The 12943-nt window shown below is 72.1% G+C and carries 13 protein-coding genes; all 13 read right to left on the bottom strand.

The genetic code is table 11. The features are described 5' to 3' along the window. Nucleotides 1-260: 260 nt before the first annotated feature. Nucleotides 261-692 (bottom strand): transcription antitermination factor NusB, encoded by a 432-nt coding sequence (gene nusB / locus ACIBAD_RS20810; protein ID WP_030157452.1) that lies wholly within the window; start codon nt 690-692, stop codon nt 261-263. A gap of 2 nt (nt 693-694) precedes the next feature. Then, on the bottom strand, nt 695-1261 hold the full coding sequence (gene efp, locus ACIBAD_RS20815; protein WP_053694008.1) for an elongation factor P: 567 nt from the start codon (nt 1259-1261) through the stop codon (nt 695-697). A gap of 59 nt (nt 1262-1320) precedes the next feature. After that, nucleotides 1321-2430 carry an aminopeptidase P family protein gene (locus ACIBAD_RS20820; RefSeq protein ID WP_134074649.1) on the bottom strand — a complete coding sequence of 370 codons (1110 nt, stop codon included), beginning with the start codon at nt 2428-2430 and terminating at the stop codon, nt 1321-1323. A gap of 133 nt (nt 2431-2563) precedes the next feature. Beyond that, on the bottom strand, nt 2564-4936 hold the full coding sequence (locus tag ACIBAD_RS20825; RefSeq protein WP_398907998.1) for an ATP-binding cassette domain-containing protein: 2373 nt from the start codon (nt 4934-4936) through the stop codon (nt 2564-2566). 61 nt (nt 4937-4997) lie between these two features. Next, nucleotides 4998-5354, bottom strand: coding sequence for a VOC family protein (locus tag ACIBAD_RS20830; RefSeq protein WP_134074650.1), 357 nt, complete (start codon nt 5352-5354; stop codon nt 4998-5000). Between the two features lie 82 nt (nt 5355-5436). Further along, nucleotides 5437-6222 (bottom strand): AAA family ATPase, encoded by a 786-nt coding sequence (locus tag ACIBAD_RS20835; protein WP_398907999.1) that lies wholly within the window; start codon nt 6220-6222, stop codon nt 5437-5439. Nucleotides 6223-6302: 80 nt separating this feature from the next. Then, complete coding sequence (gene aroQ, locus ACIBAD_RS20840) at nt 6303-6743, bottom strand: type II 3-dehydroquinate dehydratase (protein WP_053694012.1); 441 nt, start codon at nt 6741-6743, stop codon at nt 6303-6305. Then, nucleotides 6740-7831 carry a 3-dehydroquinate synthase gene (gene aroB / locus ACIBAD_RS20845; RefSeq protein WP_030157438.1) on the bottom strand — a complete coding sequence of 364 codons (1092 nt, stop codon included), beginning with the start codon at nt 7829-7831 and terminating at the stop codon, nt 6740-6742. Before aroB ends, aroQ begins: the two co-directional genes overlap by 4 nt. After that, the gene (locus tag ACIBAD_RS20850; RefSeq protein ID WP_134074652.1) at nt 7828-8346 is read right to left on the bottom strand and encodes a shikimate kinase; all 519 of its coding nucleotides are present in this window, start codon (nt 8344-8346) and stop codon (nt 7828-7830) included. The genes aroB and ACIBAD_RS20850 overlap by 4 nt, the downstream gene beginning before the upstream one ends. After that, nucleotides 8343-9527, bottom strand: coding sequence for a chorismate synthase (aroC, locus tag ACIBAD_RS20855; RefSeq protein WP_119096521.1), 1185 nt, complete (start codon nt 9525-9527; stop codon nt 8343-8345). Before aroC ends, ACIBAD_RS20850 begins: the two co-directional genes overlap by 4 nt. 250 nt (nt 9528-9777) lie before the next feature. Beyond that, nucleotides 9778-10599 (bottom strand): shikimate dehydrogenase, encoded by an 822-nt coding sequence (locus ACIBAD_RS20860; protein WP_134074653.1) that lies wholly within the window; start codon nt 10597-10599, stop codon nt 9778-9780. Beyond that, on the bottom strand, nt 10596-12344 hold the full coding sequence (gene mltG, locus ACIBAD_RS20865) for an endolytic transglycosylase MltG (RefSeq protein ID WP_398908000.1): 1749 nt from the start codon (nt 12342-12344) through the stop codon (nt 10596-10598). The genes ACIBAD_RS20860 and mltG overlap by 4 nt, the downstream gene beginning before the upstream one ends. A 128-nt stretch (nt 12345-12472) precedes the next feature. Next, nucleotides 12473-12943 (bottom strand): Holliday junction resolvase RuvX, encoded by a 471-nt coding sequence (ruvX, locus tag ACIBAD_RS20870; protein ID WP_030157428.1) that lies wholly within the window; start codon nt 12941-12943, stop codon nt 12473-12475.

A 12943-nucleotide genomic window follows, 5' to 3' on the forward strand; every position in this document is an offset into this window, starting at 1 on the left:
CTGTGGGGGGGGGTGCGCGCGGGGGGGGCGGGGGGGGCGGGGGCCCCCCCGGCCGCCCCGCCCCGCCCCCCCCCCCCGGGGCCCCCGCGCGGGGGGGGGGCGGGGCCCCGGGGGGGCCCCCCCCCCCACGCCGGTTTTCGCGTACCGGTCTTCTCGCCGCCGGTCCTGCGCCCGCCGGCCCGCGGGCTCCCCGGAACGGACGGAGGGCCCGCAGCGCGCGTGCGCTGCGGGCCCTGCCGTTCTCGCCGAACCGCCGGGGGCTACTCGCCCCGGCGCAGACTCGGCTTCAGGTCCTTGAAGCGGGCCAGCAGCCCGTTCACGAACGAGGGGGACTCGTCCGTCGAGAACTCCTTGGCCAGCTGGACGGCCTCGTCGATGGCCACGGCGTCCGGGGTGTCGTCCACCCAGATCAGCTCGTAGGCACCGAGCCGCAGGATGTTCCGGTCCGCGACCGGCATGCGGTCGAGCTCCCAGTCCACGGCGTAGGTGACGATCAGGTCGTCGATGCGGTTCACCTTGTCGGCGTACCCCTCGACGAGATCCATCGTGAAGGCGCTGACGGGCGGCTGCCGGTCGTCCGACCGCGCGTGGCGGATCCAGTCCGCGAGGACCTCGCGCACGGGCACCCCGCGCTGGTCGGCCTCGAACAGGATCTGGAATGCGCGCTTGCGCGCGTTGCTGCGGGCAGCCACGGTTAGCTGTTCACCCGGCCGAGGTAGTCGGAGGTGCGGGTGTCGACCTTGACCTTCTCGCCGGTGGTGACGAAGAGCGGGACCTGGATCTCGTAACCGGTCTCCAGCTTGGCGGGCTTGGTGCCACCGGTGGAGCGGTCGCCCTGGACGCCGGGGTCGGTGTGCTCGATGACCAGCTCGACGGCGGCCGGGAGCTCGACGTAGAGCACCTCGCCCTCGTGCTGGGCGACCGAGGCGGTGAAGCCCTCGATGAGGAAGTTGGCGGCGTCGCCGACCGCCTTGCGGTCGACCATCAGCTGGTCGTAGGTCTGCATGTCCATGAAGACGAAGTACTCGCCGTCCATGTACGAGAACTGCATGTCGCGGCGGTCGATGGTGGCCGTCTCGACCTTCGTGCCGGCGTTGAACGTCTTGTCGACGACCTTGCCGGAGAGCACGTGCTTGAGCTTGGTGCGCACGAAGGCCGGGCCCTTGCCGGGCTTGACGTGCTGGAACTCGACGACGGACCAGAGCTGGCCGCCGTCGAGCTTGAGCACCATGCCGTTCTTGAGGTCGTTCGTGGAAGCCACGGTTGCGGAATCTCCTGCACTGGAAGACCACGGGTGCGCGCACAGTCCGCCGCGGCGGGCTAGAGCGCGAGCAGCTCCTTGGTCGTAATGGTGAGTAGCTCGGGACCGCCGTCCGCCTCGGGGCGCACGACGAGCGTGTCATCGATCCGGACACCTCCCCGGCCCGGGAGGTGAACCCCCGGTTCGACGGTGACCGGCACGCAAGCGTCCAGTTTACCCATTGCCGTAGGTGCAAGCTGCGGGTCCTCGTCGATTTCGAGGCCGACGCCGTGTCCGGTCGACGGAGCGATGGCTTCACCGTGGCCCGCGGAGTCCAGGACGGAGCGCGCCGCGCGGTCGACTTCGCGGTACGCGGCGCCGGGCAGGAGCGCCTCCCGGCCCGCCCGCTGGGCCGTGAAAACAAGATCGTAGAGCTCGATCTGCCAGTCGGCCGGGCTGGTGCCGATCACGAAGGTACGGCCGATCTCGCAGCGGTACCCGCGGTAATTGGCGCCGAGGCAGACGGAGAGGAAGTCGCCCTCCTCGACGCGGCGGTCGGAGGGCCGGTGCCGGGAGCGGCCGGAGTTCGGCCCGGTGCCGACGGAGGTCGGGAACGCGGGCCCGTCGGCGCCGTGGTCGACGAGACGGCGCTCCAGCTCCAGGGCGAGGTGGCGCTCGGTCCGGCCCACCAGGATCGACTCCAGCAGCTCGCCGAGGGCCTGGTCGGCGATCTCCGCGGCGATCCGCAGGCAGGCGATCTCCTCCTCGTCCTTGACGAGGCGCTGCTGCTCCACGGCGCCGCCCAGGTCCACGAGCCGCAGCTTGGGCGCTACGGAGCGCAGGGCGCGGTGGCGGGCGACGGTGAGGTGGTGCTCCTCGACGGCCAGCGACTCGACGCGCAGCGATCCGGCCATGTCCCCGGCCGCGACGGCCGCGTCGCTGCCGGGGCCCGCCAGTACGGAGAGCCTGAGCCGCGCGTCGAGGCGGCCCTCGTCGGCCTCGCCGGTGGGCGGCCCGACGGTGAACAGCATGTCCTGGCCGTCCGGCCCGACGAGCAGGACGGCGGACGGCGGGGACGCCCCGGTGAGGTAGCGGACGTTCGCCGGACGCGTGATCAGTGCGGCGGCGCTCCCCGCGGCGGCACAGCGGTCGCGAAGCAGGCCCCGGCGGGTCGCATACACGTCTGACATGTCTTCGAGCGTACGAGCGCCCCGCGCATCCGGCCTGGCGAGCACACCCGTACGGGGCCCGGTCCCGGCGCGGGCCCGGGCCGCCGGGGCCGGGCCGCGCCGGGCCCGGGCCCCGTACGGGTGTGCTCCCCCGTCAGCCGCCCACGTACGCCGCGAGGTGCTCGCCGGTGAGGGTGGCCCGCTCGGCCACGAGCTCGGCGGGGGTGCCCTCGAAGACGATCCGGCCGCCGTCGTGGCCCGCGCCGGGCCCGAGATCGATGATCCAGTCGGCGTGCGCCATGACCGCCTGGTGGTGCTCGACGACGATGACCGACTTGCCGGAGTCGACGAGCCGGTCGAGCAGGCCCAGCAGGTGCTCGACGTCGGCGAGGTGCAGGCCGGCCGTCGGCTCGTCGAGGACGTAGATCCCCCCCTTGTCGGCCATGTGGGTCGCCAGCTTGAGCCGCTGGCGCTCGCCGCCGGAGAGGGTCGTGAGCGGCTGGCCGATGGTGAGGTATCCGAGGCCGACGTCGGCGAGGCGCGCGACGATGCGGTGCGCGGCGGGGAGGTGCCCGTCCCCCGCCCCGAAGAACGCCTCTGCCTCGGTCACCGACATCGCGAGCACCTCGCTGATGTCACGGCCGCCGAAGCGGTAGTCGAGCACCGAGGAGTCGAACCGCCTTCCCTCGCACTCCTCGCAGGTGGTGGCGACCCCGGCCATCATCGCCAGGTCGGTGTAGATGACTCCGGCGCCGTTGCAGGTCGGGCAGGCGCCCTCGGAGTTGGCGCTGAACAGGGCCGGCTTGACGTCGTTGGCCTTGGCGAACGCCTTGCGGATCGGGTCGAGCAGTCCGGTGTACGTCGCCGGGTTGCTGCGCCGGGACCCCTTGATGGCGCCCTGGTCGACCGAGACCACACCCTCGCCGGGCGGGATCGAGCCGTGCACGAGCGAGCTCTTGCCGGAGCCCGCGACGCCCGTGACGACGGTGAGCACCCCGAGCGGGATGTCCACGTCGACGTCGCGGAGGTTGTGGGTGCCGGCACCGCGGATCTCCAGCGTGCCGGTGGGCTTGCGCACGGTGTCCTTGACGGCGGCCCGGTCGTCGAAGTGCCGGCCGGTGATGGTGCCGCCGGTCCGCAGTTCCTCGACGGTGCCCTCGAAGCAGACGGTGCCGCCGCCCGAGCCGGCGCCCGGACCGAGGTCGACGACGTGGTCGGCGATCGCGATCGTCTCCGGCTTGTGCTCCACGACGAGCACCGTGTTGCCCTTGTCCCGCAACCGCAGGAGCAGGTTGTTCATCCGCTGGATGTCGTGCGGGTGCAGGCCGGTGGTGGGCTCGTCGAAGACGTACGTGACGTCGGTGAGCGAGGAGCCGAGGTGGCGGATCATCTTGACGCGCTGCGCCTCGCCGCCGGACAGCGTGCCCGACGCGCGGTCGAGCGAGAGGTAGCCGAGACCGATCTCGACGAACGAGTCGAGGGTCCCCAGCAGCGTCGCGAGCAGCGGCCCCACCGAGGGCTCGTCCAGGCCCCGGACCCATTCGGCCAGGTCCCGGATCTCCATCGCGCACAGTTCCGCGATGTTCTTCCGCTTGATCTTCGAGGAGCGCGCACCCTCGCTGAGCCGCGTGCCCGCGCAGTCGGGGCAGGTGGTGAAGGTGACCGCCCGCTCCACGAACGCCCGGATGTGCGGCTGCATGGACTCGGTGTCCTTGGACAGCATCGACTTCTGGACGCGCGGGACCAGGCCCTCGTACGTCATGTTGATGCCCGCGATCTTCATACGGGTCGGCTCGCGGTACAGGAGGTCCTGGAGCTCCTTCTTCGTGTACCGGCGGATCGGCTTGTCCGGGTCGAAGAAGCCCGACTCGGTGTAAAGGCGGGAGTTCCAGCCGCCCCCGGTGTAGCCGGGGATCGTGAACGCGCCCTCGTTCAGCGACTTGGTGTCGTCGTAGAGCTGCGTGAGGTCGATGTCGGTGACCGCGCCGCGGCCCTCGCAGCGCGGGCACATGCCGCCGGTGATGCTGAAGCTGCGCTTCTCCTTGACCTCCTGCCCGCCGCGCCGGACGGTGACCGCGCCGGCCCCGCTGATCGAGGCGACGTTGAAGGAGAACGCCTTGGCCGAGCCGATGTGCGGCTTGCCGAGGCGGCTGAACAGGATGCGCAGCATGGCGTTGACGTCGGTGGCGGTGCCCACCGTCGAGCGCGGGTCACCGCCCATCCGCTGCTGGTCGACGGTGATCGCGGTGGTCAGACCGTCGAGTACGTCGACCTCGGGCCGGGCCAGGGTGGGCATGAACCCCTGGACGAAGGCGCTGTAGGTCTCGTTGATCAGTCGCTGCGACTCGGCGGCGATCGTGTCGAACACCAGTGAGCTCTTGCCCGAGCCGGAGACACCGGTGAACACCGTCAGGCGGCGCTTCGGGATCTCGATACTGACGTCCTTGAGGTTGTTCACCCGCGCGCCGTGCACGCGGATCAGGTCGTGGCTGTCGGCATCGTGCAGCGCGGGCCTGGCCATGCTCATCGTGTCTCCGTCTGTCGGGTCGGGCAGCCTGGCTCGATCCAACCAGCTGTGCGGGGCTCGGTCACCGGTCCTGGAGCAGCCCGAGGACGTTGCCGTCGGGGTCGGTGAAGGTGGCCACGAGGCGGCCGCCGCCGACGTCGCGCACGGGGTCCTTGAGCTTGCCCCCGGCCGCGGTCACCTCGGCGAGCTTCGCCTCGATGTCCGGCACGTGCCAGTGGGCCACGGGCGCGGCCATGCCCTGCGCCGCGCCGCCGGGCACGAGCCCGATCTGCTGGCCGGCGGCCTCGTAGCCGACGTAGTACGGCTCGTCGGTCGTCGGCGCGACGCCGAGCAGCGCGGTGTACACGTCCTTGGCGGCGGCCAGGTCGGAGACGGGGTGCAGGACGGTCTTGATTCCCTGGGTGGGAGAGGTGGTCATGATCACTCCTGAAGCGGTGGGTTCGGCGTGGAATTCACGCTAGCCGCGGCCCGCGGCCCCACGCTTCTCCAAAGCTGACCGCTTAGAAACCAGGGGCGGTGAGGGCCCGCGCCAGCGCCTCGTCAAGGGCGCGCGAGGTGGCTTCCACGTCCAGGTCCGAGTTGTCGATGATCGGCAGGCCGGAGCCGTACCAGCCCGCCATCCGGCCGTGGATGCGGGCGACCTCCTCGTCCGAGAGGCGCCGGTTGCCCGAGCGGGCGGCATTGCGCTCCAGGACGATCTCCAGGCCGGGCAGGAGGACGACCGGCAGCAGGGCGGGACCCACGTGCCGCTTCCAGCCGCCCAGGCCGACCACGGGCCGGTCCGGGAACACGGCGTCGTCGAGGATGCAGGAGATCCCGTTGGCCAGGAAGTTGCGGGCGGCGAAGCCGCAGGTGCGGCGGGCCAGCCGGTACTGGGCCTCGGAGTGGTCGTTCCAGCCCGCCTGCGGGTCCGCGAAGCCCGAGCACACCCACTCCCGGACGTCGTCCAGGCTCACGTGTGCGGTCGGCACCGGCCGGGTGCTGGCCCAGTGCCGGGCCACGGTGGTCTTGCCCGCGCCCGCCGGGCCGATCAGCAGCACGGCCAGCGTGGCCCCGCCGGTGCCGGCCACTGCGGGAGGGAGCGGGATGTGCCCCGTGGCCTCACCGCCGGGCGGCGGTGAATACGGCGGCGCGTGCGGAGCCGGCGCCGGCGCCTGCGGGGGCGCGGCGGGCGCCCCCGGAACCGGCCACCCCTGCGCAGGGGGTATCGGCGGCTGCGGGGGCACGGCCGCATGATGTCCCGGCTGCCCCCAGCCCGCGCCGCCGCCCCCCACTCCTTGCTGCATCCGCTGCCACTCCGTCTCGTTCCACCGACTGATGCGAGAACGTTATATGACCACGGGGGCGGAGCCGCCCACCAGCACCGTCAGAGTGCGACTTCGTCCGCCAGCGCGCGCAGCGCCAGCCGGTACGAGCCGATGCCGAAGCCCGCCACCGTCCCGGTCGCCACCGAGGCGATGACCGACGTGTGCCGGAACTCCTCGCGGGCGTACGGGTTGGAGATGTGCACCTCGATCAGCGGAGCGGTGCGCTGCGCCGCCGCGTCCCGCATGGCGTACGAGTAGTGCGTGAAGGCGCCCGGGTTGATCACGACCGGGATCTTGCCGTCCGCCGCCTCGTGCAGCCAGCGCACTATGGCGCCCTCGTCGTTGGTCTCGCGGACCTCGACGTCGAAACCGAGCTCCTCGCCCAGCGCGCGGCAGCTCTCGACGAGCCCGGCGTACGAGGTGGCCCCGTACACGTCGGGTTCGCGGGACCCGAGCCGGCCCAGGTTCGGCCCGTTCAGCACGAGCACCTTGCGGCTCACGCCGACACCTCGCCGTACGCCGCGATGAGGTGCGCCGGGTCGGGGCCCTCCAGGACGGTGGGCTTGGCCAGGCCGTCGAGGACGATGAAGCGCAGCAGGTTGCCGCGGGACTTCTTGTCGACCTGCATGGTCTGGAGCAGCTTGGGCCACTGGTCGCCGCGGTAGGTGAGCGGCAGCCCGACCGCGGCCAGGATCTCCCGGTGCCGGTCGGCCGTCGCGTCGTCGAGCCGGCCCGCGAGTCGGCCGAGCTCGGCCGCGAAGACCATGCCGACCGACACGGCCGCGCCGTGGCGCCACTTGTAGCGCTCGTTCTTCTCGATGGCGTGCGCGAGGGTGTGGCCGTAGTTGAGGATCTCCCGCAGCCCCGACTCCTTCAGGTCGCTGGAGACGACGTCCGCCTTGACCTGGATCGAGCGCACGATGAGCTCCGCGGTGTGCGGGCCGTCGGGCGTGCGGGCCGCGGCCGGGTCCGCCTCGATCAGGTCGAGGATCACCGGGTCGGAGATGAATCCGGCCTTGATGATCTCGGCGAGGCCGCTGACGTAGTCGTTGACCGGCAGCGAGTCCAGCGCCGCCAGGTCGCACAGCACGCCGGCGGGCGGGTGGAAGGCCCCCACCAGGTTCTTGCCCTCGGCGGTGTTGATGCCGGTCTTGCCGCCGACGGCCGCGTCCACCATCGCCAGGACGGTGGTCGGTACGGCGATCCAGCGCACCCCGCGCAGCCAGGAGGCCGCGACGAAGCCCGCGAGGTCCGTGGTGGCCCCGCCGCCGACACCGACGATCACGTCGGTGCGGGTGAACCCGGACTGGCCGAGCGCCTTCCAGCAGTACGCCGCGACCTCGATGGTCTTGGCCTCCTCGGCGTTCGGCACCTGGATGGCGACCGCCTCGTATCCCTGCTCGGCGAGGTCGTCGCGCAGCGCCTCACCGGTCGAGGCCAGCGCCTCGGGGTGGATCACGGCGACCCGCTGGGCCTTCGTACCGATCAGGCCGCCCAGCTCGCCGAGCAGCTGCCGGCCCACCAGCACGTCGTACGCGTCGTGTCCGGCGCTGGCGCCGACCTGGATGCGCGTCACCTGGTCTGTCATACGTCCTTCAACTCCAGAGCGTCGAGGACCGCCTGGGCGACCTCTTCGGGGGTGCGGTCGTCGGTGGCCACCACGACGCGCGCGACTTCGGTGTACAGGGGGCGGCGGGCCTCCATCAGCTCGCGCCACTGGCGGCGCGGGTTGACGGCGAGCAGCGGGCGCGCCGCGCCCAGCCCGACGCGCCGGACGGCTTCCTCCACGTCCATCGAAAGATAGGCGACGGGCAGGCCGGCCAGCAGCTCCCGGGTGCCCGCGTCGAGGACGGCGCCGCCGCCGAGGGCGAGGACTCCGGTGTGCTCGGCGACCGCGGCGGCGACCGCCCGGCGCTCCAGCTCGCGGAAGTACGGCTCGCCCTCGTCGACGAAGAGGTCCGAGATCGCGCGGCCCTGGGCCGCGACGATGTCGGCGTCGGTGTCCCGGTAGGGGACGCCGAGCCGCTCGGCGAGCAGCGCCCCCACCGTGGACTTGCCGGACCCCATGGGCCCGACGAGGACGACCAGTGGTCCGCCCGTCACCGGATCTGCAGGTTGTCGAGGTACGACCGGACGTTGCGCCGGGTCTCGGGCACCGAGTCGCCGCCGAACTTCTCGACGACCGCGTCCGCGAGGACGAGGGCGACCATCGCCTCGGCGACGATGCCCGCCGCGGGGACGGCGCAGACGTCGGAGCGCTGGTGGTGGGCGGCCGCGGCCTCGCCCGTGGCCACGTCGATCGTGGCGAGCGCCTTCGGGACCGTCGCGATCGGCTTCATGGCCGCTCGTACGCGCAGCAGCTCACCGGTGGTCAGACCGCCCTCGGTGCCGCCGGAGCGGCCGGAGGTGCGCTTGATGCCCTCGGGGGTGGCCACGATCTCGTCGTGCGCCTGCGAGCCGGGTACGCGGGCCAGGTCGAAGCCGTCGCCGACCTCGACGCCCTTGATCGCCTGGATGCCCATCAGCGCGGCCGCGAGGCGCGCGTCCAGGCGGCGGTCCCAGTGCACGTGCGAGCCGAGGCCGACGGGGACGCCGTACGCGAGGACCTCGACGACGCCGCCGAGGGTGTCGCCGTCCTTGTGGGCCTGGTCGATCTCGGCGACCATCGCCTTCGACGCGTCCGCGTCCAGGCAGCGCACCGGGTCCGCGTCGAGCTTCTCGACGTCCGCCGGGGTCGGGTACACGCCGTACGGGGCCTTGGCCGTGGCCAGCTCCACCACGTGCGAGACGATCTCGATGCCCGCGACCTCCTTGAGGAAGGAACGGGCGACGGCGCCGAGGGCGACGCGGGCGGCGGTCTCACGGGCGCTCGCGCGCTCCAGGATCGGCCGGGCCTCGTCGAAGCCGTACTTCTGCATGCCCGCCAGGTCGGCGTGGCCCGGGCGCGGACGGGTCAGCGGCGCGTTGCGGCCGGTGTCCTTGAGCAGCGACGGGTCGACCGGATCGGCCGACATGACGGTCTCCCACTTGGGCCACTCGGTGTTGCCGATCATGACGGCGATCGGGGAGCCCTGGGACAGGCCGTGGCGGACGCCGCCGAGGAAGGTGATCTCGTCCTGCTCGAACTTCATCCGGGCACCGCGGCCATAGCCGAGCCGGCGCCGGGCCAGGTGGTCGGCCACCAGCTCGGTGGTGACCGGAACGCCGGCGGGAAGGCCCTCCAGCGTCGCGACCAGTGCCGGTCCGTGCGACTCTCCTGCGGTCAGCCAACGCAACCTGCTCAACGATGCTCCTCATGCTCGCGCCTGGTACTGCGGCGGCGCGGCCGGGTGCTCGGCCCGGACCCGCCGTACCCGATCCTCCCATGTCCGGGCCGGTGCGCCGCCCTCCGGTCCAGCTGGCGGACGGTGGTGCACCCGGGCTCACCCTGGCGAGTGCGGCCCTACGCGGCAAGATCGGCCCGCGCAGTGCATCAGGTGCGGCGGCAGCGGGTCGGGCGGCGGGTCCGGCGGCAGCGGGTCGGGCGGCGGCCGGTCAGTGGCGGGCCCGCAGCGCGGCCTCGCCCGCGGCCCGCATGGCGGCCAGTGGCGCGGTGTGCCGGCCGGTCATCTGCTCGACTTGGAGCACCGCCTGGTGGACGAGGAGGTCCAGCCCGCCGAGCAGGCGGCCGCCGTGCTCCGCCCAGGCCGCCGCGAGCGCCGTCGGCCAGGGGTCGTACAGGACGTCGAAGAGGGTGCCCGCACCGGCCGGTACGTGGGCGGCCAGCCAGTCCGTGGCACGTGCCGGGGTCGTCGCGATGACGAGGGGGGCGCCCAGCCCGTCGGCGGCGTCCGCCCAGTCGGCCGTACGGACGGCCACGTCGAGGCGCTCGCCCCATTCCTGCATCTCGTCGGCGCGGGCCCGGGAGCGCACGTACACCGTGACCTCGCCGGAGCAGGTCCGGGCGAGCGCGGCCAGGGCGGAGGAGGCGGTGGCTCCGGCTCCGAGGATGGTGGCGCGCTCCACCTCGTCGACCCCGCGCTCGTGGAGCGCGGAGACGATCCCGGGGATGTCGGTGTTGTCGCCGAGGCGCCGGCCGTCCTCGGTCAGGACGACCGTGTTGACCGCCTCGACCGAGGCGGCCGTGTCGCTGATGGCGTCGAGCAGCGGGATGACCGCGCGCTTGAGCGGCATCGTCAGCGACAGCCCGGCCCACTCGGGGCCGAGGCCGGCGACGAACTGCGGGAGCGCGTCCTCGTCTATCTCGAAGCGGTCGTACGACCAGTCGTCGAGGCCGAGCTCCTGGTAGGCGGCGCGGTGCAGCACCGGTGAGAGGGAGTGCTCGATCGGTGAACCGAGCACGGCTGCGCGTATCACTGCCCTGCTGCCTTCTTCCGTTCCTCTTCGTACCGCTGGCGGTTCCTGTTGTGCTCCTCGTTCGTCACGGCGAAGAGCGTCTCGTTCTCGTTCACCGACACGAAGTAGTACCACGGGCCGGTGGCCGGGTTGATCGCCGACTTGAGCGCGTCGGGGCCGGGGTTGCCGATCGGGCCGGCCGGGAGGCCCTTGATCTTGTACGTGTTGTACGGGTCGTCGATCTTGCGGAGGTCGTTGACTGAACCGACGTCCAGGGTGCTCGAACCCTTGATGTAGTTGACCGTGGAGTCGAAGTCGAGCAGGCCGTACGTCTCGGTGTTGCCCGGCTTGAGACGGTTGTAGACGACCCGGGAGATCTTGTCGAAGTCGTGCTGGTACTTGCCTTCGGCCTGGACGAGGCTCGCGACGGTGACGAGCTGGAGCGGGTTGGCGAGGCCCAGCTTGGCCGCCTGCCCCTTGAGGTCCGCGCCGGCGTAGGCCTCGTTGGACTTGGCCACCATCTGCTTGAGCATCGACTCGGGGGTCGCGTCCTTGCTGAGGTCGTAGCGGGCCGGGTAGAGGAAGCCCTCCAGCGGGTCCTTGATGTCCTTGTTGTTGTTCGCCCACTCGGGCAGACCGAGGTTCTTCGCCTCCTTGGTGGCGACGTCCTTGGTCGTGCCCTCCTTGAGCTTGAGCCGCTCGTCGATGGCCTTGTAGACCTGGTTGGTCTTCCAGCCGGGGATGACGTCCAGCGCGTTGACGCCGGCCCCGCCCACCATCAGGTCGACGGCCGCCTTGCCCGACATGTGCTCCTTCATCGTGTAGGAGCCTGCCTGGATGGCGCCGCCCTTGGGGTTGGCCTTGGCGGCGGCGACGAACGCGTCCGCGCTCTTGACGACGCCGTGCGCCTTGAGGATGCGGCCCATCTCCCCCATGCCGGTGCCCTTGGGGATGTCGATGGTGACGGAGCCCTCGCCCTCGCCGACGTAGTCCTCGCCGGTGCTGAACTTGGACTTGAGGTAGTCCAGGCCGTAGTAGCCGCCACCGCCGAGGACGCCCACGATCACGACGGCGGCGATCAGGCACGCCGCACCGTTGCGGCCCTTGGGCTTCTTGTCCTTCGAGCGGCCGCGGCGTCCGCCGCCGCCCGGGGTGTCGGAGTCGCCGTCTTCGCCGGGCGGCACCGAGGAGCCCCCGTCGGCCGTCTCCTCGGCGTACTCGGACTCCGGCTCCTCCTCCTGCTCCGTGACCAGGTGGCGCCGGCCCGGGGGCTGCGGCGGCGGGTAGGCCTCGGGCGTGCCGTAGAGGTCGGGGGCCTCGCCCGGGTAGCCGCCGACGGGCTGCTGGGCGTACGGGTCCGCGCCGACGTACGGGTCGGCCTGCGGGACGTCGGCGTACTGGGCCGGGGCCTGGGCCTGGAGCCGGCCGGTGTCCCAGCCCTGGCCCTGGCCCTGGCCGTCGTACACCGGCTGCTGCGGGTGGAGCTGCTGGTGAGCCTGATCGGGCTGCTGCGGGACATAGCCCTGCTGCTGCTCCGGGTACTGGCCCTGCTGCACGTACTGCTGCTGGTACTGCGGATCCTGCTGGTACTGCGGGTACTGGGGATCCTGCTGGTACTGCGGCTCCTGCGGGTACTGCTGCTGCGGGGCGCCGGCGTAGGGCATCTGAGCCTGCTGGGCCTCGTGCCCGGTCCACCCGCGGTCCCCGTACAGGGGGTCCTCCGGGTGCCACGGTTCGGGGTCACGGCCCCGGCCATACTCAGTCATCGGTCCCCTAGAGCCGCGAGACGGAGGCAACGGCCCTGTCCGCCGCGGCACCCGGTTCCGCCTCTGAAGTGGTGGGCGACGACTTGTTCGAATGCCGCCGCATCGCGCGGAACGTTACCGTATCGCGATCAGACAACCACTTCGACGCACTCACCGGGCGGATTACCTGATACCCGTTCGGTCTCAAGAGCGTTCTGAAGGATCACCACCGCGGCCGCCTGGTCGATCACCGAGCGGCCCTTCTTGGCGTTCCGTCCCGAGGCCCGCAGCCCCTGGGCGGCGGTGACCGTGGTCATCCGCTCGTCCACCAGACGGACCGTCACCGGCTTGATGCCCTTCGCGAGTTCCATGGCGAAGGCGCGCACCTTGGCCGCGGCCGGCCCCTCCCGCCCGCTGAGCGAGCGGGGCAGGCCGACCACGACTTCGAGGGGTTCGTACTCCTCGACGAGCTGCCGCAGCCGCCGGTGGGCGAAGGGGATGTCCCGGCCCGGAACGGTTTCCACCGGTGTGGCGAGCACCCCGTCGGGGTCGCACGAGGCGACCCCGATCCGGGCGTCCCCGACGTCGATGGCGAGACGGCGGCCACGGCGCAGCGTCAT

The organism is Streptomyces sp. NPDC051109 (assembly GCF_044455885.1).
Lineage (GTDB): Bacteria > Actinomycetota > Actinomycetes > Streptomycetales > Streptomycetaceae > Streptomyces.

What these genes read in the sequence shown, in the direction of transcription:
- ruvX (WP_030157428.1), bottom strand. Translation starts at nt 12,943, where the DNA reads ATGACGCTGCGCCGTGGCCGCCGTCTCGCCATCGACGTCGGGGACGCC.
- mltG (WP_398908000.1), bottom strand. Translation starts at nt 12,344, where the DNA reads ATGACTGAGTATGGCCGGGGCCGTGACCCCGAACCGTGGCACCCGGAG.
- ACIBAD_RS20830 (WP_134074650.1), bottom strand. Translation starts at nt 5,354, where the DNA reads ATGACCACCTCTCCCACCCAGGGAATCAAGACCGTCCTGCACCCCGTC.
- ACIBAD_RS20835 (WP_398907999.1), bottom strand. Translation starts at nt 6,222, where the DNA reads ATGCAGCAAGGAGTGGGGGGCGGCGGCGCGGGCTGGGGGCAGCCGGGA.
- ACIBAD_RS20825 (WP_398907998.1), bottom strand. Translation starts at nt 4,936, where the DNA reads ATGAGCATGGCCAGGCCCGCGCTGCACGATGCCGACAGCCACGACCTG.
- ACIBAD_RS20820 (WP_134074649.1), bottom strand. Translation starts at nt 2,430, where the DNA reads ATGTCAGACGTGTATGCGACCCGCCGGGGCCTGCTTCGCGACCGCTGT.
- aroB (WP_030157438.1), bottom strand. Translation starts at nt 7,831, where the DNA reads ATGACAGACCAGGTGACGCGCATCCAGGTCGGCGCCAGCGCCGGACAC.